The following is a 23,817-nucleotide window of genomic DNA, read 5'->3' on the forward strand; positions in this document are numbered from 1 at the left end:
GCTCGTCCGCTCAGGGTTAGTCGGGACCTAAGCCGAGGCCGAAAGGCGTAGGCGATGGACAACAGGTTGATATTCCTGTACCACCTCTTTATCGTTTGAGCAACGGGGGGACGCAGGAGGATAGGGTAAGCGCACTGCTGGATATGTGCGTGTAAGCAGTTAGGCTGGTGAATAGGAAAATCCGTTCACCGTGAAGGCTGAGCTGTGATGCCGAGGGAAATATAGTACCGAAGTTCCTGATTCCACACTGCCAAGAAAAGCCTCTAGCGATGATATTGGGTGCCCGTACCGCAAACCGACACAGGTAGGCGAGGAGAGAATCCTAAGGTGAGCGAGAGAACTCTCGTTAAGGAACTCGGCAAAATGACCCCGTAACTTCGGGAGAAGGGGTGCTCATTGAGGTGAATAGCCTCGATGAGCCGCAGTGAATAGGCCCAGGCGACTGTTTAGCAAAAACACAGGTCTCTGCGAAGCCGCAAGGCGAAGTATAGGGGCTGACGCCTGCCCGGTGCTGGAAGGTTAAGAGGAGGGGTTAGCCTTAAAAGCGAAGCTCTGAATCGAAGCCCCAGTAAACGGCGGCCGTAACTATAACGGTCCTAAGGTAGCGAAATTCCTTGTCGGGTAAGTTCCGACCCGCACGAAAGGCGTAACGATCTGGGCACTGTCTCAACGAGAGACTCGGTGAAATTATAGTACCTGTGAAGATGCAGGTTACCCGCGACAGGACGGAAAGACCCCATGGAGCTTTACTGTAGCCTGATATTGAATTTTGGTACAGCTTGTACAGGATAGGTAGGAGCCTGAGAAACCGGAGCGCCAGCTTCGGTGGAGGCGTCGGTGGGATACTACCCTGGCTGTATTGAAATTCTAACCCGCACCCCTCATCGGGGTGGGAGACAGTGTCAGGTGGGCAGTTTGACTGGGGCGGTCGCCTCCTAAAGAGTAACGGAGGCGCCCAAAGGTTCCCTCAGAATGGTTGGAAATCATTCGCAGAGTGTAAAGGCATAAGGGAGCTTGACTGCGAGACCTACAAGTCGAGCAGGGACGAAAGTCGGGCTTAGTGATCCGGTGGTTCCGCATGGAAGGGCCATCGCTCAACGGATAAAAGCTACCCTGGGGATAACAGGCTTATCTCCCCCAAGAGTCCACATCGACGGGGAGGTTTGGCACCTCGATGTCGGCTCATCGCATCCTGGGGCTGTAGTCGGTCCCAAGGGTTGGGCTGTTCGCCCATTAAAGCGGTACGCGAGCTGGGTTCAGAACGTCGTGAGACAGTTCGGTCCCTATCCGTCGTGGGCGCAGGAAATTTGAGAGGAGCTGTCCTTAGTACGAGAGGACCGGGATGGACGCACCGCTGGTGTACCAGTTGTCTTGCCAAAGGCATCGCTGGGTAGCTATGTGCGGACGGGATAAGTGCTGAAAGCATCTAAGCATGAAGCCCCCCTCAAGATGAGATTTCCCATAGCGTCAAGCTAGTAAGATCCCTGAAAGATGATCAGGTTGATAGGTCAGAGGTGGAAGCGTGGCAACATGTGGAGCTGACTGATACTAATCGATCGAGGACTTAACCAAATAGAAAAGCGGAGCCGAAGCTAGACAGATTACCTCGTTTTTACGAAAACTTCTTCTGTATTATCTAGTTTTGAGAGAACGATCTCTCAAGTAAATAGTCTGGCAATAATGGCGAGAAGGTCACACCCGTTCCCATCCCGAACACGGAAGTTAAGCTTCTCAGCGCCGATGGTAGTTGGGGGCTGTCCCCCTGTGAGAGTAGGACGTTGCCAGGCTAAAGCCCCTTTGGGGCTATTATTTTTGTGATTTTTTAGTTGGCCCCTTGGTCAAGCGGTTAAGACACCGCCCTTTCACGGCGGTAACACGGGTTCGAATCCCGTCTTCCGCTCCATAAAATAAGGCGGCGGCATAGCCAAGTGGTAAGGCAGAGGTCTGCAAAACCTTTACCACCGGTTCGAATCCGGTTGCTGCCTCCAATTAAATAAATGTTGGGTTTTGGATTAGAACAGATAAATAGATTTCGCCGGGGTGGCGGAACTGGCAGACGCACAGGACTTAAAATCCTGCGGTAGGTGACTACCGTACCGGTTCGATTCCGGTCCTCGGCACCAAGTTTTTTGCGCGAGCAAAATAACTTTCAATAATGCGCCCGTAGCTCAATTGGATAGAGCGTCTGACTACGGATCAGAAGGTTATGGGTTCGACTCCTTTCGGGCGCGCCATTAATAGATCGGGAAGTAGCTCAGCTTGGTAGAGCACTTGGTTTGGGACCAAGGGGTCGCAGGTTCGAATCCTGTCTTCCCGACCAGTCGAAGGATTACAATAACAACATGGGGCCTTAGCTCAGCTGGGAGAGCGCCTGCTTTGCACGCAGGAGGTCAGCGGTTCGATCCCGCTAGGCTCCATTTATTTTTTATGAAATTGGCGGTGTAGCTCAGCTGGCTAGAGCGTACGGTTCATACCCGTAAGGTCGGGGGTTCGATCTCCTCCGCCGCTATAAAAAATATCAATGGACCCTTAGCTCAGCTGGTTAGAGCAGACGGCTCATAACCGTCCGGTCGTAGGTTCGAGTCCTACAGGGTCCATTTTATATGGAGGAATACCCAAGTCCGGCTGAAGGGATCGGTCTTGAAAACCGACAGGCGGGTTAAACCGCGCGGGGGTTCGAATCCCTCTTCCTCCGCCATAAATTTTATTTTCATCTTTTATTATCGCGGGGTGGAGCAGTCTGGTAGCTCGTCGGGCTCATAACCCGAAGGTCGCAGGTTCAAATCCTGCCCCCGCAATATGGTCTGGTAGTTCAGTTGGTTAGAATGCCTGCCTGTCACGCAGGAGGTCGCGGGTTCGAGTCCCGTCCAGACCGCCATTTGTTGGCTCAGTAGCTCAGTCGGTAGAGCAAAGGACTGAAAATCCTTGTGTCGGCGGTTCGATTCCGTCCTGAGCCACCATGATCCTTTTTATAATGCGGGTGTAGTTTAGTGGTAAAACCTCAGCCTTCCAAGCTGATGTTGTGAGTTCGATTCTCATCACCCGCTCCATATAAAGGGCCTATAGCTCAGCTGGTTAGAGCGCACGCCTGATAAGCGTGAGGTCGATGGTTCGAGTCCATTTAGGCCCATCATAATAAAATATATATTCTTTGTTCCGCAGTAGCTCAGTGGTAGAGCAAACGACTGTTAAACGCTCGATCGTAGGTTCGAATCCTCTAAGGCGAGTAAATGTAAAAAACGATTGGATATGTACCTTACTTTCATTGTGAATTCCCAGGTGATGGAAAATGGCATTCAATCTTTAATAACTACAATCTTCCTTTTTTAAAATTATATAATCATTCGTTATTTTTAGTAATTAGGTTAGATAACGAAAAATAAGCCCACTCGTAATGAGTAGGCTTTTATTGTTTTAATGCAACTGTTTGCAACTATTCTTTACGTTTAGTCCATTCACCAAGAAAGGGGATTTTATCACCGTCAAAGACCGCTTCTATATCTCCAAAATTGAAAAAATTCTTCCTGATTGGGGTCATCATCTAAAACAGCCCAAAAACCTACCCTTTCGTCCTCTAATTGTGTAATATGGCCATGATAATAAATATCTTCATCGTCCTCTTTAACTGTCCAATAGCGAACAACAATCGTTACATAGTCACCTTCCTGATAAGGGAAATCTGTTAAACCTTGTCCGTATATTCTATCGTCTTTATATTTTACTTTCATTGTCAATTCCCTCCAAAATCTTATTTCGATTCCACGGCAATTAGCAATGTGTGCTTCTAACATCTCTGGATACCACTTCGGACAATACCAGTTATTATATTTATATGAAGGCTGCAATTTTGTATTAATGGTTTTCGGCTTCGAACGGTTATTGTTTTTCAAAAATGAAATGTACTCGCTTATATTCTCGTGATGTAATTTTTTAAATTCTACGTCTTTTGATTGATCAAATTAAGTAAGGAAACCATGAACAGATTGAAGATAATCTTTGATGATATTTTCACTTTTTTACGACTTTTTACAGATACCTCCTAAATGAATCCATCCTAAATACCACTCCCATAAACTATGTAGAATTCCTAATTAATGATTATTTACTAATCTATGCAGTCAAATTTCACAATGCCATCTGTTAAGGATGTATATGGTGAGGAAGAACAAATGAAGCTGCCGAATCAGTGGATGATTTATTCGTAAAATCACCTATAACCGGTTCTACTCAAAGAATATGTCCTTCATAAAGTACATGAAGGACATATCAAATCCGGTAAGAATCATATTGATTTAAAGCCTATTCTATAAACAAAATTCCTTTCGATTTTCCCATATAAATCCTATCTTTTTCAATAATATTTCCATTTTCAGGGACTGAAATTTTATTTTCTAATCTGTTCTGTCTTATATAATCTCTAACTTCTTCCCGTTTCCTCTCCTTTACTTAGGGAAACGAAACACTAAATTAATCGACCTTAACGAGAAGTTTACCAACATTTCCACCCTCGAATAATGATAAAAAAGCTGGTACGGTATTTTCAAATCCTTCAATAATTGTTTCCTTGCTTTTTATTTTACCTTCCAATACCCATTCGTGTAATTGATTATCGGCTTCATGACGGATGTAATCAAAATCATTCACGATAAATCCATGTGCACTAGCACTTTTATTGAGCAACTTAGGAAACAATCTTGGTCCGGTATGGTGTTTGTAAGTAGGGGGATTTTTGCTGAGTGGATAAACAAAGGGTGCCTGGTACCAAATGAAGCATAAAAATTTGTGGCAAAGGAATTCTACAAAAATTTAGGTGGATTCTACAAATATTGAAGAGGATTCTACAAAAATTCATAAGGATTCAACAAAATGGAGACGGTTTCTACCCTGTCTCGCTTGTATACCTATTAAACGTTGTAAACATTTATAGATTTAATAAAAAAATGAGGTAAAACAATGATTTTTCTAAAAAATACACCTAATTTTACCGGGGTCACCATTTACGGAGACAGATTGGATTTAGAGGGGCTAAACGAATCACTTCACACAATAGTGGGAGATGAGAATGATTGGTCAGGCTTTGAAGGAGCCCTCCTGAGAATCCTTGGAGTATGTTATGATATCAGCCATGCCATTATGGGGAATCGAGAGATAGAGTTTGTTCATAACGGAATGAATCAGGATATCATGAAGCATTTATCTGTTGTCACTAATGATAAAAATGTCTATTATGCTTTCAATGTATTATGGCCCGAGCTGATTTTTGTGACAATGGCACTAAATGATTTCGTTAGACTTTATGCGAAAAAACAGGCAAAGCAGAGCTACGATTTCATTTTAGAGTATCGAAATATATGGGATCCTGCCATTGCTCATGTTAGAGGACTTCAAGCTGCGATAGCTAATTGTATTAAAGAAACCATCCCAGAAACATCGTGGAGCCGTACGATAAAATTAATGAACATTGATTATACTTGGTTTAGCCACTATGCAACCCTATATTTAGATGAACTAAATTGTAAATTCATCGACATGAACAAGGAGAAACGTTTAAAAAACATTACGATAATGTGCAAACGAATTGCTGAGCAAGGAAAAGAATATCAAGAGGTAAAAACCGCCGTAATGGAAGCAGTAAGAGAATACAATTGTTCCATGATCAATATTCAATCATTAGTTGATTATCCAGAAGAAATCGAATGGTGACAGACACTAGATATTTTATTGGGGAACTCCTTGAAGAGGGCCCCTTTTTCATGCTAAATGAGTAGGGGCTTTTTAAAAAGGCAGATAAAATAGGAGTTAGTTTCCAATGTTTTTCCATATGTAACAATAAATCATAATTTTAGGGTCAATCCTCAATGATTTAACGTTGTGAGGGTTGGCCTTTTTTCGGTCGGCTTCCTTTGACTCCATTAAATCCGCATTGTGTTAACCAAAAATGATTCTCGGTTGACATATAAACATAAAAACTATTATTCTTTATTTAGAGTAAAAATTTGGGGGGATGAGGATGAAGCTAAGAACGACTGATATCACGTTTGCAGGAATGTTCGTTGCCTTAATGGCGATTGGTGCAAACATAACATCGATTGCACCTTTTATGGTAGTGGGGGGAGTGCCCATTACGCTCCAAACCTTTTTTGCTATTTTAGCAGGTGTAGTACTTGGCAGTAGATTAGGAGCTATTTCCATGACTGTTTACTGTCTTGTTGGATTAGTAGGTGTTCCGGTTTTTGCAAAATTTGGAGCTGGCTTTGTTTCGGTGATCAGCCCGACTTTTGGTTTTATTGTTTCTTTTATTTTCACTGCGTTTGTAACCGGTTACTTAATTGAAAAAGGAAAGAAAACTATTGGAGTATTTATTTTTGCAGCATTAGCAGGAATGGCGGTCAACTATGTTTTCGGAACAAACTGGATGTATGCAGCCTATAAACTTTGGTTTGCAGCACCAGAAGGATTTACATATAAAATGGCCTGGTTATGGATGGTTGTCCCACTTCCAAAAGATATTATTTTAGCAATTTTTGCAGGGATAATGGGACATCGTTTAGAACGCACTTTATTATCACGCAGCCAATTTAAAAACATAAAGAACGCAGGTTAATTCTAGAAAGGAGGGATTATATGAGCAAGTGGAAGGAATTGGCGCAATACGTGTTAAAGGGAAATGAAATTTCAAAAGAGGAAACGTTAAGTATTTTAAATTCCTCGGATTTCGAATTACTTGAGGTTTTACAAGGTGCTTATCTCATTCGTCACCATTATTATGGCAATAAGGTAAAGCTTAATATGATTATCAATACAAAATCAGGTCTATGCCCTGAGAATTGCGGTTATTGTGCACAATCAAGCATCTCTTCAGCGCTTATTCAAAAGTATCGCATGGTCGATAAAGATACGATCCTAAAAGGTGCCGAACAAGCAAACCAGCTTAATGTTGGGACTTATTGTATCGTCGCCAGTGGCCGGGGACCTAGTAACCATGAGGTTGATCAAGTTGTTTCAGCTGTAAAGGAAATAAAAGACAAATATAATTTAAAGATTTGTGCCTGCCTTGGACTACTGAAACCTGAACAAGCGGCAATGCTGAAAGAAGCTGGAGTAGACCGATATAATCACAATCTAAACACTTCAGAAAACCACCATGAATTCATCACAACATCCCACTCTTACCAGGACCGGGTTAATACCGTTCAACTTGTAAAAGAATCAGGTATCTCTCCTTGCTCAGGGGTAATCGTCGGGATGAAGGAAACGAAAAAAGACGTTGTTGATATGGCGTTTAGTCTAAGGATCTTGGATGCAGATTCCATTCCCGTTAATTTCCTTCATGCAATAGACGGTACACCGCTTGAAGGCACAAATGAACTAAATCCAAGGTATTGCTTGAAAGTACTGGCGCTTATGCGATATGTGAATCCAACGAAAGAAATCCGAATATCTGGGGGACGTGAAGTCAATTTACGAAGTCTTCAGCCACTTGGATTATATGCAGCAAATTCTATTTTTGTCGGCGATTACTTAACAACGGCGGGGCAAGAAAGCACGGCAGATCATCAAATGCTGGCTGATTTAGGATTTGAAGTTGAATTTGTAAATGAAACCGTTAATTCATAGTGAATTAGCAGCAAGAAGTAGTAATCAACGTAGGTAGAGTCACTTTAGAGGATTAAAGAATAAGAAGAGGGGTTCGAGAATGTTTCTCGGACCCTCAAATTTTTTAATGATTTTTAAGGCCGACTCTCCCTAAGGAACGGTCTAATAAGGTGATCATGATTAGAATAAAGCTAATGACACCGCCAAATATCGCTATTTTGTGCATGCCTGCTGTCATTGCTTCGGGTTTTAAAAATAGTCCATTTGCAGCAGAAGAAATCAAAGCCCCCATGTACATAAAAGTTCTTAACAAACCAGCTGAAGCACCGATTTGTTCTGGCGATGCTTGGAAATAGACCGCATTTTGGTTGGCTAAATTCAGCAAGCCTTGGGGAATCCCTAAAAGCAGAACAATTGCTGCGAGAAAAACCAGGCTGCTCGTATGATTTGTAAAAAGCAGCAGCATCATAGCAATAAATTGAGCAATACTTCCGACGATCAATTTCAAACGGATTGCAGGACTTTTTCCTGTCATTTTAGAAACGATGATCGACATTAAAAACATGGGTAATAGTAACAGTCCAGTATTAGAAGGAGATAAACCCCTTCCTTTTTCCAGCCATTGAGTGAAACCATAAAGGATGCTGTAGGAAACGGTAGCTGAAAGTAAACCACGGGCATAAGTCAATATCAAGGGTATATTTCCGCTTAATAGACGAATATTGATAAAAGGATTTTCCAATTTTAATTCAAGGATTGAAAAAATGATACCAATGATAATGGCAATTAGTAACAAATAAATCTTATGCCAACTAGGGCCCATTAAGAAAAGTAGAGCCGCAATTAATGAAATTCCAAAGAGGGCAATGCCAATAAAATCAATCGAGATTTTTTTCCTCTTATCGCCATCGGCATCTGCTGAAAATCTTGGGAAACGCAAGGATCCTAAGACGATGCAGGCGAGTGACAAAGGGATATTGACGAGGAAGATACTTTGCCAGCCCCCAAATTCAATGAGTAAACCACCTAAAGTAGGTCCAATAACGGCGATTGTTTGATTGGCAATCGCTAAGATGGTCAGAATACTCGTTGGACTGGCCTCACCCGTTCGTTCTGCTTCACTGCGGATCAGATACATCGAAGCGGGGTACCCCGCACATGTTCCAAATCCAAGAATGATTCTTGCAACCACCAACCACCAAAAACTAGGGGCAAAAGTGGCAATTAAACTCGAGATCCCTACTAAAGACGTTGCGATTAAAAAAAGGAGCCGTGGTCCGTAGATATCAATCAAATTTCCGACAATCGGCTGTCCAATCGCGGTAGCCAGATATAAAGCAGAAATAAGCCATGCTGTTTGAGATGGCGGTGCACCAAACGCATGCCCGATTGGAATGAGCGCAACAGAAATAATCGAAGAATTAATAGGATTTAAAATCGAACCTAAAACCATGGGAGGGATCAGTTTTTGATTAAAATTGTTTTTATGTTTAGATTTGGACAAAACTATTCCTTCCTTCTTTAAGAATAAAAAGTGAAAGGGAAACGAATAGGGCCCATTCCGCAATATCGGAACAGACCCTAATGACTCAATCCAATGCGTCAATCCAGGAATCGACGGTCAGAACATCGGCCTGACGAGGGAATACCTTCTCCATAAGGACGCGATGAACTTCAGGATCGAGATCAAGACAGGCATCTCTCAGCACGGTCAATGAATAATCTTTATCTGCTGCTTCCCGTAATGTCGATAGAACAACCCCGCTTGTCGAAATTCCACTGACAATGAGAGTATCGATTTGGCGGGAGCGGAGGATCACTTCGAGCGTACTGCCGGCAAAGGCACTCACACGATACTTTGTTACAACCGGCTCGTTTTCTATAGGCTTAACCGATTCATGAATTTGCGTTGCGTTGTCTGATGTGGTCATGCCTCCAAACTGGGCAATCCCTGCAAATGTTTTATTTCGCGGATTCACCTCAGGATACCCTTTGCTAAATCCAACACGTACAAAAATAACCGGAATATTGTGTTTGCGTGCACTTGCCACAGCCTTCTGAATGGGAAGCAGCAGCTCCTTATTTTCAGCAAACCGTGATACGATGCCATTTTGATAATCCATGACTAATAATGCAGCATTATTGGAATGATTTTGCATGTATTGTAAACTCCTTTTCGTTAAGTTACTATTAAGTGGAGAACTCTATCACTTATGATAGATGGAGATATCTCCGTTTGTCAATGTGTATGCCTGGTATTTAGGGAGTGATAATAATGAAGAATGGGGACATAACCTACAATCGTACTGAACGACGTGACGCTGCCGAGAACCGTCAGCGTATATTAGATACAGCTTCAAGGCTATTTGAACAAATTGGTGTTGAAAAGGTGAGCATGAATCAAATTGCTGCAGAAGCAGAGATTGGTCCAGGAACCCTCTATCGCCGTTACAGAAACAAAGGGGAATTATGTTTAGATTTAATAAAAGATAATGTTGTTCTATGTTTTGAAGATATTGACAGATATTTAGAGGAAAATCGCACAGAGCCGCCAAAAGAGCGATTGAGAGGAATTCTTAGCATATTCATCCGTTTTAGAGAAAGCAAAGCACAACTGCTTAAGGGAGTCGAAGAGTTCGAGTCAACGAATCAATCGAAGTCTAAAACTCGCGGCCCGTTATATAATGAATTGCATCAAATCCTGGTTTGTTTATTTGATGAGATGGCTGTAGCGGAAGAAGCCCAACCAAATAGTGTTTTTAGAGCAGACATATTACTTGCCGCTTTAAGAAGCGATGCCTATTTATTTCAAAGAGAAGTACGCGGATATTCACCTGACGAGATTTTAGATCAGCTTTGGGCAATATTTATGATAAACTAAATCATCGCCTATGCGAGGAAGCCGCAGGGTTTGAAAAAATACCTGTAACCAAATTTATATATAGGAGGCCCTTTATGGAGAATAACGATATATTAATTCGATTAAGATATGCAATGGAAATAAAAAATAAAGAAATGGCAGAGATCTTTAAACTTGGCGGCGTGGATGTCACCGTACCAGAAGTCATAAAGATTCTCACAAAATCAGACGAGTACGATGATGAAAGTGACGAACAAATAAAATGTAATAACAGTATGTTTGATTCATTTTTAAATGGTTTTATTATTTTTAAAAGAGGAAAACAGGAGCCCAAACCAAATCAGCCTGATACGCCGGAACCGTCTATAAAGAAAAGCGCAAACGTTAATAATCTCCTGTTAAAGAAAGTAAAAATAGCATTAGCATTAACAACTGAGGATATGCTCGATATATTTGAACAAGCTGGAATCACGGTTTCAAAAGGAGAACTCGGCGCTTTATTAAGAAAAGAAGGGCATAAGAATTATAAAGAGTGCGGAGATAAATATGCCAGGAATTTCTTAAAAGGGCTGGCTGTTAAATACAGGGGATAACGCATTTATGATACATACCTACTTAGGTGAAACTATACGTTATGAAATCAAGTACAAAAATCGTACCTCTATAGGAATTACGATCGATAGCTATGGAAATGTGGAAGTCCAGACTCCAAAAGGGACACATAATGATAAGGTGCTTCAGTTATTAGAGGAAAATTGGGACCTTATTCAGCAAAAATTAAAAGAAATGAAGGATCGGCTGCTTGGCCCTCAGAAAAAGGTGTATGAGTATGGTGAGAGTTTTCTATACTTAGGAAAAACCTATCCAATAGAGATCTTTCAAGAAATAAATATCACTCAAGAACATGTAGTGTTGAAAGAAGACAAGCTGTATATATATGTAAAGCAGCCCGACACAGAAAAGATAAAACAAACATTAAAACGATTCTATTACCAGCAGTGTAAGGCAATAGTTGCGGAGAGCATATCCTCCTATCAAAGTAATTTCAAAACAAAACCACGTTCTGTCCGTATCTCAGATAGCAAAACTACCTGGGGAACCTGTGATTCAAAACTGCAGTTAACCTTCAATTGGAGACTGGCAATGGCACCAAGGGAGGTAATCGACTATGTAGTCGTTCACGAAATGTGTCATATGGTCCATCTGAATCACGACCGGTCCTTCTGGCGTCTTGTTGGAAAAATAATGCCTGATTATAAGGAAAAGGAAGACTGGTTGACTTTATCAAGTTGGAAAATGACTTGTTAAGTTTGAAAAGCGAAAAGATTATAAAGGAGAGGTTTATTCCCTCTCCTTTAATTTTTTGCTTTTATTATAGTTTTTCACTTACAATGCAAGTCTCTTGTAATCTCTAACCGTTTCGATATTATAGTATGTTGAACGTTTACCGAATCTCCGTTTAACCATTGATTTCTCGCATTATTTACTAGCGGGAGAAATGGGGGATTTTGAGTTAGCAGAACCTTATTTTAAGAGATTATTACAAAGAGCTTCTTCCATTCATGGTCGGGTAACAAACGGCGAACAGATCCAAATTGATATTGGCGATGGGGACCATCCATGCGCTGCTCCCTTCAAAAAATGGTGGGAGAGGGGAATGAGAAACTGGCTAAAGCAAGCAAATGTTGGAGACGTTTTCCCTTTTGTCTGTGAAATAGGGCATCATTATGCGATGACACGTTCAGGCTTAGGAAGTATGCACTCAGATGAAGAGATCCTAACGGACCGATGGCAGCAATCATTGGTTTTCAAGCGTATCGCCGAAAACATATGGGCGATGATAAAGGAATTCCCTACTTGAGCATTGACATATTGAACATCGAAATCTTTTGCCCGTTCAAGAAGTGTACGTAAATCCTCTCGGTTATTAGGAAAACTCTCAAGTCCGAAACTAAAATTATATCGATCCATTAAACGCCGCCATTGTTTCTCTTCAGATGGTTCCGGTAATCTAGAGTATATTCCGTCAAAACCGGCTTCCGCCATTTTTTCGAACTTCTCCTCTAGGGACCACTCCTTATGATGAGAGCCATAGCCTTCCATTGACCACATGGCCTGATGAATGATCATTTTGGGAGAGCGATCCGCATTTATATTCAGGTCTTTCATTTCATTAGTCCTCCTTAGGTTGCTTAGACCTGCTATATACTAGTGGGTTTAAGTGACTTACCGCTACCTCACCAGGCTTAACACCTGGAAAACATTGTGCCAAGTCGTTTTTACGAGCATTGCTGTCTGGTTCCGCAACGATGGAACCATCTGCATAATAAATAATCGTCATGATCTCTCTCATCTGATCTGTTGGATTTCCGGGAGCACTGTGCATCGTCCAGCCAGCGTGAAAGGTTGCATCACCAGCAGCCATTGCTCCATAGGTTACTTTTTCGAAACCTTTTCCTTCAATATATTGGGCTAATGTCCGGTGAGACTCATCAGATATCTCCAGTTTATTGACATACCCCATTTTTTGAGATTCAGAAGCGAAAGTCATGGATCCCATCTCTTCTGTAATCGGAACGATTGGCATCCACATGGTGATCGTTTTGTCTGTATCAAGCGGCCAATAAATTTGATCTTGATGCCATGGAGTGTGCCCACCGCCTGGCTCCTTGAACAATGCTTGATCATGATAAATCCTTACTCCATCAACCCCCATCAGTTCAGCTGCTACTTTTGCAAACCTGCGAGCCATGACGAAACGTTGAACCACTTCACTTTTCTCCCACACATTTTCTATCTGAATGAACGCTTTCCCATAAGTAGATCGTTCATTCATTGGCTTATTTTGATAATTGAGTTCTTTTACAATATCTCGGATGGCTTCTCCATAAATCGAAACTTCTTCTGAAGAAGCTAAGCCTCTCAAACAAATGTGACCATTTTTTTGATATTCTTCGATTTGATCTGAATTCAAATCATAACTTTCTTTTAAAGATGGAAGCATATCAAGTTTTTCTTTCATCACATTTCCCTCCAATATAATCAAGGTTCCCAATCTAGGATAAAGCCATTAAATAACATCATTATATAGAAAAACCATCCATTTATCTTTGTACCCGCTAACTGACTTTTTTGTCAAAAATAACTGATCTTCGCATTTATTCCTTTATATTAAGTGTTCTTTTTATCAAAAAAGACTATCATATTCAGTTGATCCTTGATATGTTAGATTCAATTGGCTTAAGTGGAGGTGGTAGAAATGAATTTAAATGAATTACTCTGGATTCAGCCGTTTTTACCTTATATTCGAGAATGTGATTATGCTGTCCGTCCACCATGGTTTTTTCCAGAAAGACGGTTACTAGATTATTTGCTGGTATATTTTCAAGAGGGAAATTGTTTGTTTGAAATTGATGGAGAGAGATACCATTTTTCTCCCGGTGATTTATGTCTTGCTCAACCAGGAAGTATAAAGGTGATGCGTGGTCTGACACCTACCGTGACCCCATTTGCACATTTTGATGTATTTTATAACCCGCTTCGTGAGGAAAGCTTTCCCACTCGCGCAGGACAAACGGATTTAAAAGACTATTTGCACTTAATGCAGCCTTCTCTGAATGACCTTCATGGAATCCACATTCCCGTTCATTTAAAGCCCAAAGATCCAGAAAAATTCAGAATAAAAATGTTAAGGATGATTGAATACTGGCAGAGCCAGAATCCATTACGGCAAATGCAAGTACAAACTATTCTCTCAGAGTTGATTGTACAGATCATTGATGATCATAACGATATTAGCTTCAGTGAATCGGAGAAACTGCCGATCTTTAATTCGTTTCCATCCTATCTTTCTATGCATTTATCTGAAGCTGTTTCCATTGAAGATATGGCTCAACGTGCAAATTTATCTGTCTCTCGGTTTAGAGAAGTGTTCAAAAAAACGTTTGATATGCCACCGCATAAATATTTGATGCATTTACGCATCCAACATGCTGAGGAATTACTTAAAAACACCGAATACCCTATAGAAAAAATAGCCGAGTACTGTGGCTTTGCCGATATTCATCATTTTTCTAAAGCCTTTAAGAAGGCCTTGGGTGTCACTCCTCGTTTTTATAGAAACAATCATAAGAATATGTAAATAGGTAAAAGGATCTTTTTATTTCAATTTCCATGTTGTACAATTTTTCTATATACAAATATTTAACATTAATGATTTAGATAGGTAGGAACAGCGAAAATGGAAGTTGTAGAAAAGAAGCTCATTGTTAATTCTGATAAGGGAAATTTATTAAGAGAATTAGTAAAATCCATGAACGAATGTGAACGGTTTTATTTTAGTGTGGCTTTTATTAATTTTAGTGGTCTTCAACTTTTGCTTGATCCTTTAAAGGAAGCTGAGAAAAAGGGAGTAAAGGGTAAAATTATTACGTCTACTTATCTTAATTTTACCGATGCAAAGGCTCTAGAAAAAATTAAAGAGTTTACAAATGTTGATTTAAAGGTCTTTGTTACGGATAAAGAGATTGGCTTCCATACAAAGGCATACATTTTTGAGTATAAAGATAGTTTCAAAGTCATTATTGGTTCATCCAACATCACTCAAAGTGCGTTGAAAAGCAATATTGAGTGGAATGTGGAGATTATCACCAAAGAAGATGCCCGTTTTATTCAAGATGTTTTGAAGGAATATGATTATCTTTGGAATATGAGTGATGTGGCAGATGGAGATTTTATTAGTAGATACGAAGAGTTTTTAAAGAGCTTTAAGGATACACAAAAATCTCACTCATTGATCTATGAAAATAAAAAGTATATTGTCCCCAATAGAATGCAAAAGCGTGCAACCGAGAATTTAGAGCGATTAAGAAGTTTTGGGGAGAATAAGGCATTAGTCATTGCTGCAACTGGTACGGGTAAAACTTATATGTCCGCCTTTGATGTGAAGGGATTTAAACCGAAGAAGCTTCTTTTCATTGTACATAGGGAAGAAATTCTGAAAAAGGCTAAAGAAACTTTTGAATTGCTCCTTCCAAACGAAGGACTTACTTTTGGTTTGTTAACTGGTAATCACAAGCAGCGAAACGTTGATTATGTATTTGCGACGATCCAAACAATTTCAAAATGCTTTCATGAGTTTGAAAAAGATGAATTTGAGTATCTAATTATAGACGAAGCCCATCACGCGACTAGCCCAACGTATCAAACGGTTTTAAATTATTTTGATCCAAAGTTTACTCTAGGTATGACGGCAACCCCTGAACGAAGCGATGGATATAACGTCTTTGACCTGTTTGATAACAATGTGGCAATAGAAGTTCGACTACACGAGGCCTTAGAGGACGAACTAGTTATCCCATTTCATTACTTTGGAATAACAGATATTGAAGGCATAGATTTAAGTGATGTCAATATTGACGATGTCGCTGAAATTACCAAGAGGTTAAAGGTAAATGAACGCGTCGATTTTATAATTGAAAAAATGGACTTCTATGGCCATGACGGGGAGAATAGGAAGGGTCTAGGATTCTGCGCTAGTATTGACCATGCTCAGTACATGGCTAGTGAATTTAACAAACGGGGGTATAAAAGCGTTTGTTTGTATGGTGCCGACTCATCAGAAACCAGGGAACGATATATCAATAAATTAGAAAGTGACCATGACGAATTAGAATTTATTTTCACGGTCGATATTTTTAATGAGGGTGTCGATATCCCTTCAGTCAACTCAGTATTAATGTTAAGGCCAACCAACTCTCCAATTGTTTTTATACAGCAACTTGGGCGTGGACTGCGGAAGCACGAGGATAAGAGTTTCTTAACCGTTCTTGATTTCATCGGAAACCATAATAAAACATTCCTTATTGCTCTCGCACTTAACGGAAGTCGATATTATGATAAAGAGAGCTTGAAGGTTGCAATCGCTACGGGATTTGCTAGTATTCATGGCTGTACCCACATTCAAATGGATAAGATATCACAGGAACGGATTTTGGCTCAAATCGATAATGAAAACTTTAATTCATTAAAGTACCTGAAGGAAGAGTACTTTGAATTTAAGAAACTTAACCAAGGGCGGATTCCTTATTTTTTGCTTGATTATCTTAAATTTGATGGTGCACCGGATCCAATCAAATTCATCGATCGTGAAAAAACATATCTACTATTTGTAGCTAAAGTGGAAAAGGATGAATACTTAAAGAAACTTTTACAAAATGAGGATTTTGAGGATACTTTAAAGGAATTGTCTAGCTTTCTTCCGCTTAAACGGATTTATGAGTTTGTTATCATTCGTTACTTGTTGGAGTGTGAGGAGATTACTCTTATAACAGCGAGGCAGCAAATCTTAAAAATGATAAAAGATATTGATAACGACAGTATTTTGCATGCATTTGAATGCTTAAATCAAAATTATTATGACAGCGGACAGCTAAAACGAAACCCTAAATTGTTTCATTATAGTAATGGTACCTTAAGAAAGACTCCCGTATTTAAAGAACTGTTAGAGAATGCGGAGTATCGGAAATACATTGAAGACATTATAACCTATGGGATCTTCCGTTACGAGAAAACATTTAAAGGGGAGTACTACGGAGTTCCGCATTTCAAGCTATATGAGCAATATCAAATGATTGATGCTGCTTTATTGTCCAACTATCGGAAAATCCATAGTTCTTTTAGAGGTTCAGGATTACTGGCAAATGGAAATGAGTATTTTCTGTTTATTGATCTGCATAAAGAAGAGGATGTAAAGGAAAGTATCAATTACAAAGATAAATTTATTCATCCACAGGAATTCCAATGGCAGTCTGTTAATAATACAACCCAACAGTCCGAAAGAGGGAAGAATATTATTTTTAATAAACAACGCGGAGTTAATTTGCACTTGTTTATTAGAAAGTACCGCGAAATTGATGGAAAGACAGAGCCTTATATTTATATCGGGAAAGGCAATTCCATTCACTTCGAAGGGGATAAGCCAATAACGGTAAGAATGGCATTAGAGCAAGAAGTACCGGCTAGTTTATACACAGAGTTTACAGAAAAAGTGTAGTCTTCTCATTGCGAGAAGACTATTTTTCATTTATTAACTGTTCCACTGCTGGAATGTCGGCAGGAGCCCACTTCAGAGAAGCTAGATTTTCTCTTTTTAACCAAATTAACTTTGAATGCTCACTTGGCGTTGGTGTTCCTTCAACAACCTTACATTTGATTGAAATTAAATTAATGATAAAGGTTTCGTATTCATGAGTATTATCATTAAAAACTTCTCTTGATGTTTGGATTTTACAGTCCAACTCTTCGGTAATTTCTCTTTCTAATGCGGAATAGATATCCTCATTTGCTTCAACTTTTCCACCTGGAAACTCCCACATGTTTGGAATAGACATTTCAGGAGATCTTAAGGCACACAGAATTTCATTTTGTTCATTTTCGATAATCGCGGCAACTACTTTTACGAGCTTTTTCATGATTGCCTCCCTAATAATATTTACTGTAATAAGGATAACACTTTTTAAAAGAAGAATTCGACAATCTTTTTATAAGTAATGTAAGTAATACCTATAACAAATAAGGCATTTTATCAAATCTAATCAAACGTTTGATTAAAATAGGATTTTGTCAAAAGGAAAAGAAATTCCTCTAAATTTATTATTAAAGTAATTGTGCTGGAGGATTCATAACGTACTATCTATGCATTTCTATATTCGAAAAAGGTTGTGCACCGATTTCAGGTGTTTTATTGTGTACTAATACGTTTTAATCAATGAAATTGTGAAGTGTTAAACTTAAACTAAAGGGTGCAGTTACGTTTAATAAGCAAATTTTTTATAATAAACACGGGGGCAACTAACCCCGTGTTAAATTCAACCCTTTTTGATAATATTGCATCATCATTTCTTTAGGAACCATATTTCCGCCAGTCCTGAAGGTTCTAAATGAATTCCTTCTGTATCAATTAGTTCCTTTAATAACTTATACAATTGTTCATCGCTGACCGTATAATTACCACTTAGAAACGGTTCTATTGTTTTACCCACAAATCCAGATGGTCTTCCTACACAGTCACATTAAAACCTAATTTTGCACTCATGATGCCTATTCTAAGTCCTAAATTTCCAGTCGACCCAACTGCAATTTAATATTGTGAGAAGAATGTTCGAAATCTATCACTATCTAAAATTGAATAGTCATCATGAATGGTTAATAATTGATGATGAATAGCTAATTTTTCTGCATGTTTGAGAACTTCATAAATCCAGCCGCGGGCTTTTATAGACCCTGAGATAGGAAGATGACTATCACACTTTAGAAATAATTCACCTAATATAGGTTGTTGATAATTATTGATAAATAAATCCTATTTTCACAAAAAAACCTACTGAACCAAACAACAAAATGTTGTCCGGTTCAGTAGGTTTTTTTGTGAAAAGATATTCGCTTCTAGAGGATGAAGCAGAAGATTACAAAACCTTAACATTGGTTTAATGTAGTATTTACATTAATAAATTATTCTAAATCAGTAAACAATCAACAACAATATTAAAGAAACCAAACAGGAGGATTTTTTGATGAAACGTAAATGGAGTAAGACAATGAAGACAATTCAAGCTGGGTTATTAGGTGTAAGTTTACTAAGTTTGGCAGCTTGCGGTACAAATGAAAAATCAGCTGCTCCCGTTGTGAAAAATCCCAATTCATTAACAGTCGGGGAAATTGAGTCAAAAGCAAAGAAAGAAGGGGTCATTAATAGCGTCGGTATGCCGGATACATGGGCAAATTGGGGAGAAACCTGGACGGACGTGACCAAAAAATACAAATTGACCCATGATGATACAGATTTATCCAGTGCTGAAGAGATTGCCAAATTTGAATCCGAAAAGCAAAATGCCACAGCTGATATCGGAGACGTGGGGATTTCTTTTGCCCCTATTGCTGAACAAAAAAACCTAACCATACCGTATAAAACCTCCTATTGGGATCAAGTACCGAAATGGGCGAAAGATGACAATGGAGACTGGGTTGCCGGATATCAAGGAACGATTGCCTTTCTAACTAATAAAGAATTGGTAAAGAACCCGCCAAAATCATGGGCTGATATTTTAAAAGGAAACTACAAAGTAACAGTTGGTGATGTTCAACGCGGAGCACAGAATCAAATGGCTGTTCTTGCTGCAGCGATTGCAAACGGCGGAAGTGAGTCAAATATCGAACCAGGTCTAAAATATTTTGCCAAGCTTGCCAAGCAGGGCCGTCTTAGTCTAACCGATGCAAAGCCTGCTAACATTGAAAAAGGGGAAGTACAGGTAGCCATTCTTTGGGATTTCAATGCAATTGGTTATGCGGAGCAAATCAACCGAAAGCAATTTGATATAAGTATTCCAAAAGAAGGTTCAGTTGTCAGTGCTTATTCAACCATCATTAACAAATATGCGAAGCATCCATATGCGGCGATGGCGACTAGAGAATATATCTTAAGTGATGAAGGTCAAATTAATTTAGCTAAAGGATTTGCACGCCCGATTCGTGATGTACAACTTCCAAAAGAGGTAGCAGCCAAACTGGTTCCAAAAGAAGAATACAAAAATGCAAAACCAATTAATGATTACAAAGCTTGGGAAGAAACAGCAAAATCTTTACCACAGCTTTGGCAAGAAGAGGTGTTAGTAAATGTTAAATAAAGTAATTGTCGTTGTTGTTGATGGAATGAGATATGACAAAGCGTGCGAAACGCTGGGATATATACAGCATTTAGTTGAAACGAATCAGGCAGCACTATACAAAGTGAAGTCGGAGCTTCCGAGTCTTTCCCGTCCGCTGTATGAAGTATTACTAACTGGTACGCCAGCATCCATGAATGGAATTACCTCCAATCAAACGGTTCGTTTATCTAACAAGAAAAGTATCTTTCATCTTACGAAAGAAAATGGATTAAGAAATGCTGCTGCAGCCTATTATTGGGTAAGCGAACTATATAACCGAGCGCCATTCAATTTTATTGAAGACCGTATTCAAGAAGATATGTCTAAGCCGATCCAATCAGGATTGTTCTATTGGGATGATGATTATCCGGATAGCCATTTGTTGATGGATGCGGAGTCTTTGCGCAGAAAGCATGATCCGCACTTTTTATACATTCATCCTATGGGAGTGGATGTAAAAGGGGAGAATTACGGTTCGGAATCGAAAGAATATCGTGAACAAATTTTAAAAATGGGCAGCTTGTTAGCTCAGCTTCTTCCGATTTGGATGAAATCCGGTTACCATATTTTAATTACCTCCGACCATGGGATGAGTGAATATGGGAACCATGGAGGCATAACGGATGGTGAACGTGATGTACCACTTTTTGTCATTAGCCCGAGAATTGAAACAGGAATACATGGGGAAACCATTCCTCAATTGGCGTTTGCTCCACTTGTTTGTGAACTGTTAGGTATTGAACCGTCTGACAAAATGATTTCTTATAAATTTCCTGGATTGAAAGCAGCGGTCACTCTTTAATTAGGAAAGGCTTATAGTCTATCAATAAAGGATTCTTTGAAAATTTGAATCGATTTGGAATTAGGGCCAAATCGATTCAAAGGATTGTTAGCCATTTTAGAGGAGCGAAAAATCTTGCAAAAACTAAAAAAACAAAAACTGTATTTATTAGCTCTTTTACTGCCATTTATTATTCTTATTGTTGGTTTTGAAATTGGACCATTAGTTACGATGTTGAAAAATAGTTTTTATGCTGACGATGGAATTAAGGTGACAATCGAGCAATATGTAACCATATTCAAAAGTAAATTTTACTTACAAGCCATTCAAAACAGCGTCCTTATTTCATTTTTTTCGGCCACTACTTCGATCATCGTGGCGATTGGCATCGCCTATTCGTTTACAAAATTTTCGAAGAAAGCACAAAATCGTTTACTTATGATTGCCAATATGACTTCGCATTTTGAAGGAATTCCTCTTTCTTTTTCCTATATTATTTTGCTTGGAAATAATGGTCTGTTTACGTTGCTTTTTGCCAAGTTTGGCTGGGATGTGTTGGGGAATTTTAACTTATACTCTTGGACGGGGTTAATTCTTGTCTACGTTTATTTCCAAATTCCAATGGCTATTATGCTTCTATATCCCTCATACCAAGGGATAAAACAGCAATGGAAAGAAGCTGCAGCATTATTAGGGGCTTCAAAGCGGCAATTTTGGCTTCATATTGGTTTACCTGTCCTGTTGCCAAGTATTGCAGGTATATTCAGTATTTTATTTGCAAATTCCATGGGCGCATATGCTACGGCTTATGCATTAGTCGGCAGCAATTATAATTTACTATCCTTGCAAATTGCCTCTCTCGTTGCTAGTGATGTTGCATTAAAGCCGCAGCTGGGCAGTGCATTAGGTGTTCTATTAGCTTCGACGATGATTTTGGCGATGTGGTTTAATCAGCGCATGATGCGTCGTTTCAGGAGGGATTTATAATGAAATCTTCACTGCGTTTCCATAAAGCGGCTGTTGGGTTACTCATTATTTATTTGTTAATACCGCTAATCGGGACATTTTTATTTTCTATTGCCGGCAAGTGGGATCGTACCATTTTACCTGAGTCTTTTACCATGAAGTGGTATATTGAATTATTTCAAGATGCAAGGTTTTTTACTGCCTTCGAACACACATTGTTTCTGATTGTGATGTCTGTTGGGCTTAGTATCATTATTATGCTTCCGACCATTTTCACTATCACGATCTATTTTCGTAAATTGGAAGGTCTCCTTCAAGCGGTTGCGATGCTTCCTTATGGAATCCCTCCAATTGTCGGCGCTGTTGGATTAATCAAGTTATATTCGAATGGACCGATTCAAATTTCCGGAACACCCTGGATTTTGATTGGTGCTTATTTTGTTACTATTTTGCCATTCATGTATCAAGGGATCCGGAACAGTCTGCGGTCCATTAATGCGGTGGAACTTGTAGATGCCGCTGAGTTATTGGGGGCATCAAAATTTCAAGCTTTTAGAACCGTCGTGTTTCCTAATATTCTATCCGGTATCCTAGTCTCTACACTGTTATCCGTGGCTCTTTTATTTAGTGAGTTTTCTTTTGCCAATTTGCTGGTTGGAGGACAGTTTGAAACCCTGCAAATTTATCTTTCCAACAAATTAAATACGAGCGGTCACTTAACAAGTGCCATTGTTATTACGTATTATTCAGTGATTTTGCTGTTAACATGGGCCGTTTTAAAAGCCACGTTCAGAAACCAAAAAAGTCCATATATGTTAAAAAAGAAGCGGATTTTTTCAAGTTTTAAGAAACAGTCTCCTAAAAACATTACTTTTTTGGAAGGTGATAATTAATGAGCTATGTAACCATTGATCAAGTGACGAAGCGATATGAAAACCAAGTGGTTTTAAATCATATATCTTTAACATTGCAAAAAGGAGAATTTGCTACACTTCTTGGACAAAGCGGATGCGGAAAAAGTACATTGCTCAGGTCCATTGCTGGACTTGAAGAAGTGGATAAGGGCAGGATTTTGGTAGATCAAAAAGATATTACTCATTTATCTCCCCGGCAGCGAGAGGTCGGCATGGTATTCCAATCTTATGCCCTTTTTCCGAATAAGACCGTTTTCGATAACATTGCATATGGGCTTAAAATGAAAAAAGAAACAAATATCAAATCAAGAGTGCAAAACATGATTGATATGGTGGATTTAACCGGAAAAGAAGGATCTTATCCGCATCAGCTATCCGGCGGCCAGCAGCAACGGGTTGCACTTGCACGGGCGCTTGTAATGGAACCGAAAGTGCTGCTTTTGGACGAGCCTTTAAGTGCACTGGATGCAAAAATCAGGAAGAATTTACAAAGGGAATTAAAAAGAATACAAAGAGAATTGGAGATCACCACGATTTTTGTGACTCATGATCAAGAAGAAGCAATGACATTGTCAGACAAGATCTTTATTATGAATGAAGGCAATATTGTTCAATCAGGTTCTCCATCAGAAATTTATACTTCCCCAGTCAATACCTTTGTTGCAAAATTTATCGGGAATTATAATGTTCTAAATGTTGAGGTATTTAATAAACTGATTCGAAGTCCGGAATTAAAAGGCAATGAAGTGGCTATCCGCCCTGAAGTATTACAATTAACGCCAGTTGAACACGAAACCATGCCTTTAGAAGATAATTGGTCGGTTAGAGGTGTGATTCGGGATATTTCGATGACTGGAAATGTTTTGAGATATGAAGTTGAAACAGATGGTTCCATCTTCCATGTGGATTCTCTTCACCATCAAGGAGGAAAACTGGATCAGGGCTCACCTATTCGTATCCTTATACCAAAGAAAGAATGCATTGTTTTATAAATTA

Annotated in this window: 20 protein-coding genes, 13 tRNA genes, 2 rRNA genes and 1 pseudogene (1 of these 36 cut by a window edge); 28 read left to right on the top strand and 8 right to left on the bottom strand. The window is 39.4% G+C overall.

The genetic code is table 11. The features are described 5' to 3' along the window. From ACZ5XR_RS01005 to ACZ5XR_RS01075, 15 genes are all read left to right on the top strand, one after another. Positions 1-1,572 (top strand): 23S ribosomal RNA (locus tag ACZ5XR_RS01005); it begins 1,369 nt to the left of the window's first position. Positions 1,573-1,670: 98 nt separating this feature from the next. Beyond that, positions 1,671-1,787 (top strand): 5S ribosomal RNA (gene rrf / locus ACZ5XR_RS01010). Between the two features lie 127 nt (positions 1,788-1,914). Beyond that, positions 1,915-1,988, top strand: a tRNA-Cys gene (locus ACZ5XR_RS01015). 46 nt (positions 1,989-2,034) lie between these two features. Continuing rightward, positions 2,035-2,123, top strand: a tRNA-Leu gene (locus ACZ5XR_RS01020). A gap of 34 nt (positions 2,124-2,157) precedes the next feature. Continuing rightward, positions 2,158-2,234: transfer RNA gene (locus ACZ5XR_RS01025), tRNA-Arg, on the top strand. A 9-nt stretch (positions 2,235-2,243) separates the two neighbouring features. Then, a tRNA-Pro gene (locus ACZ5XR_RS01030) sits at positions 2,244-2,320 on the top strand. 24 nt (positions 2,321-2,344) lie between these two features. Further along, positions 2,345-2,417 (top strand) — tRNA-Ala (locus ACZ5XR_RS01035). A gap of 18 nt (positions 2,418-2,435) precedes the next feature. Next, positions 2,436-2,509, top strand: a tRNA-Met gene (locus ACZ5XR_RS01040). Between the two features lie 14 nt (positions 2,510-2,523). Next, positions 2,524-2,597, top strand: a tRNA-Ile gene (locus ACZ5XR_RS01045). An 8-nt stretch (positions 2,598-2,605) separates the two neighbouring features. After that, a tRNA-Ser gene (locus tag ACZ5XR_RS01050) sits at positions 2,606-2,698 on the top strand. A gap of 26 nt (positions 2,699-2,724) precedes the next feature. Next, positions 2,725-2,798: transfer RNA gene (locus tag ACZ5XR_RS01055), tRNA-Met, on the top strand. Between the two features lie 3 nt (positions 2,799-2,801). Continuing rightward, a tRNA-Asp gene (locus ACZ5XR_RS01060) sits at positions 2,802-2,878 on the top strand. A 6-nt stretch (positions 2,879-2,884) separates the two neighbouring features. Then, a tRNA-Phe gene (locus ACZ5XR_RS01065) sits at positions 2,885-2,960 on the top strand. Between the two features lie 16 nt (positions 2,961-2,976). Next, positions 2,977-3,050, top strand: a tRNA-Gly gene (locus tag ACZ5XR_RS01070). A 6-nt stretch (positions 3,051-3,056) separates the two neighbouring features. Then, a tRNA-Ile gene (locus ACZ5XR_RS01075) sits at positions 3,057-3,130 on the top strand. Positions 3,131-3,482: 352 nt separating this feature from the next. Here ACZ5XR_RS01075 and ACZ5XR_RS01080 read toward each other — a convergent pair. Both ACZ5XR_RS01080 and ACZ5XR_RS01085 read right to left on the bottom strand, forming a co-directional pair. Continuing rightward, a complete protein-coding gene (locus ACZ5XR_RS01080; protein ID WP_464499869.1) occupies positions 3,483-3,728 on the bottom strand; it encodes a hypothetical protein in 246 nt (81 codons plus the stop codon). 739 nt (positions 3,729-4,467) lie between these two features. Then, positions 4,468-4,680: a hypothetical protein gene (locus ACZ5XR_RS01085; protein ID WP_464499870.1), complete on the bottom strand. Its 213-nt coding sequence runs from the start codon at positions 4,678-4,680 to the stop codon at positions 4,468-4,470. A gap of 273 nt (positions 4,681-4,953) precedes the next feature. On the opposite strand from ACZ5XR_RS01085, the gene ACZ5XR_RS01090 reads away from it, so the two are divergent. From ACZ5XR_RS01090 to bioB, 3 genes are all read left to right on the top strand, one after another. Continuing rightward, positions 4,954-5,703 (top strand): DUF6904 family protein, encoded by a 750-nt coding sequence (locus ACZ5XR_RS01090; protein WP_464499871.1) that lies wholly within the window; start codon positions 4,954-4,956, stop codon positions 5,701-5,703. Positions 5,704-6,004: 301 nt separating this feature from the next. Further along, entirely contained in the window at positions 6,005-6,604 is a 600-nt protein-coding gene (locus tag ACZ5XR_RS01095) for a biotin transporter BioY (protein ID WP_464499872.1), read from the top strand. Positions 6,605-6,624: 20 nt separating this feature from the next. Continuing rightward, positions 6,625-7,617, top strand: coding sequence for a biotin synthase BioB (gene bioB, locus ACZ5XR_RS01100; protein ID WP_464499873.1), 993 nt, complete (start codon positions 6,625-6,627; stop codon positions 7,615-7,617). A 103-nt stretch (positions 7,618-7,720) separates the two neighbouring features. On the opposite strand, the gene ACZ5XR_RS01105 is transcribed toward bioB, so the two are convergent. Further along, positions 7,721-9,100: an MFS transporter gene (locus ACZ5XR_RS01105; RefSeq protein ID WP_464499874.1), complete on the bottom strand. Its 1,380-nt coding sequence runs from the start codon at positions 9,098-9,100 to the stop codon at positions 7,721-7,723. A gap of 85 nt (positions 9,101-9,185) precedes the next feature. Then, entirely contained in the window at positions 9,186-9,755 is a 570-nt protein-coding gene (locus ACZ5XR_RS01110; protein ID WP_464499875.1) for a cysteine hydrolase family protein, read from the bottom strand. A 116-nt stretch (positions 9,756-9,871) separates the two neighbouring features. Between ACZ5XR_RS01110 and ACZ5XR_RS01115 the strand changes: the two genes are divergently transcribed. The 3 genes from ACZ5XR_RS01115 to ACZ5XR_RS01125 all read left to right on the top strand — a co-directional run bounded on the left by ACZ5XR_RS01115 (position 9,872) and on the right by ACZ5XR_RS01125 (position 11,764). Further along, positions 9,872-10,477: a TetR/AcrR family transcriptional regulator gene (locus tag ACZ5XR_RS01115; protein WP_464499876.1), complete on the top strand. Its 606-nt coding sequence runs from the start codon at positions 9,872-9,874 to the stop codon at positions 10,475-10,477. Positions 10,478-10,551: 74 nt separating this feature from the next. Next, the gene (locus tag ACZ5XR_RS01120) at positions 10,552-11,049 is read left to right on the top strand and encodes a YehS family protein (RefSeq protein ID WP_464499877.1); all 498 of its coding nucleotides are present in this window, start codon (positions 10,552-10,554) and stop codon (positions 11,047-11,049) included. Between the two features lie 7 nt (positions 11,050-11,056). Next, a complete protein-coding gene (locus ACZ5XR_RS01125) occupies positions 11,057-11,764 on the top strand; it encodes a M48 family metallopeptidase (protein ID WP_464499878.1) in 708 nt (235 codons plus the stop codon). Positions 11,765-12,181: 417 nt separating this feature from the next. Here the strand turns inward: ACZ5XR_RS01125 and ACZ5XR_RS01130 are convergent, their stop codons facing one another. Next, on the bottom strand, positions 12,182-12,625 hold the full coding sequence (locus ACZ5XR_RS01130; protein WP_464499879.1) for a hypothetical protein: 444 nt from the start codon (positions 12,623-12,625) through the stop codon (positions 12,182-12,184). 4 nt (positions 12,626-12,629) lie between these two features. After that, complete coding sequence (locus ACZ5XR_RS01135) at positions 12,630-13,478, bottom strand: phytanoyl-CoA dioxygenase family protein (protein ID WP_464499880.1); 849 nt, start codon at positions 13,476-13,478, stop codon at positions 12,630-12,632. Between the two features lie 237 nt (positions 13,479-13,715). Between ACZ5XR_RS01135 and ACZ5XR_RS01140 the strand changes: the two genes are divergently transcribed. Further along, a complete protein-coding gene (locus ACZ5XR_RS01140; protein WP_464499881.1) occupies positions 13,716-14,597 on the top strand; it encodes an AraC family transcriptional regulator in 882 nt (293 codons plus the stop codon). A gap of 99 nt (positions 14,598-14,696) precedes the next feature. Continuing rightward, complete coding sequence (locus tag ACZ5XR_RS01145; RefSeq protein ID WP_464499882.1) at positions 14,697-17,510, top strand: DEAD/DEAH box helicase; 2,814 nt, start codon at positions 14,697-14,699, stop codon at positions 17,508-17,510. 19 nt (positions 17,511-17,529) lie between these two features. Here ACZ5XR_RS01145 and ACZ5XR_RS01150 read toward each other — a convergent pair whose 3' ends face one another. Then, positions 17,530-17,928 (bottom strand): (deoxy)nucleoside triphosphate pyrophosphohydrolase, encoded by a 399-nt coding sequence (locus ACZ5XR_RS01150; RefSeq protein WP_464499883.1) that lies wholly within the window; start codon positions 17,926-17,928, stop codon positions 17,530-17,532. A 447-nt stretch (positions 17,929-18,375) separates the two neighbouring features. Then, positions 18,376-18,803, bottom strand: a pseudogene (locus tag ACZ5XR_RS01155) (hypothetical protein); the annotation flags it as partial. Positions 18,804-19,029: 226 nt separating this feature from the next. Here ACZ5XR_RS01155 and ACZ5XR_RS01160 point away from each other — a divergent pair. From ACZ5XR_RS01160 to ACZ5XR_RS01180, 5 genes are all read left to right on the top strand, one after another. After that, positions 19,030-20,139: an ABC transporter substrate-binding protein gene (locus tag ACZ5XR_RS01160; protein WP_464499884.1), complete on the top strand. Its 1,110-nt coding sequence runs from the start codon at positions 19,030-19,032 to the stop codon at positions 20,137-20,139. Further along, positions 20,129-20,962, top strand: coding sequence for an alkaline phosphatase family protein (locus ACZ5XR_RS01165; protein WP_464499885.1), 834 nt, complete (start codon positions 20,129-20,131; stop codon positions 20,960-20,962). Before ACZ5XR_RS01160 ends, ACZ5XR_RS01165 begins: the two co-directional genes overlap by 11 nt. 114 nt (positions 20,963-21,076) lie before the next feature. Beyond that, positions 21,077-21,928 carry an ABC transporter permease gene (locus tag ACZ5XR_RS01170; RefSeq protein WP_464499886.1) on the top strand — a complete coding sequence of 284 codons (852 nt, stop codon included), beginning with the start codon at positions 21,077-21,079 and terminating at the stop codon, positions 21,926-21,928. Next, positions 21,928-22,800, top strand: a complete 873-nt coding sequence (locus tag ACZ5XR_RS01175; RefSeq protein ID WP_464499887.1) for an ABC transporter permease — start codon at positions 21,928-21,930, stop codon at positions 22,798-22,800. The genes ACZ5XR_RS01170 and ACZ5XR_RS01175 overlap by 1 nt, the downstream gene beginning before the upstream one ends. After that, positions 22,800-23,813: an ABC transporter ATP-binding protein gene (locus ACZ5XR_RS01180; protein WP_464499888.1), complete on the top strand. Its 1,014-nt coding sequence runs from the start codon at positions 22,800-22,802 to the stop codon at positions 23,811-23,813. The genes ACZ5XR_RS01175 and ACZ5XR_RS01180 overlap by 1 nt, the downstream gene beginning before the upstream one ends. Positions 23,814-23,817 lie beyond the last annotated feature (4 nt).

This window comes from Neobacillus sp. Fa239, from assembly GCF_055395235.1.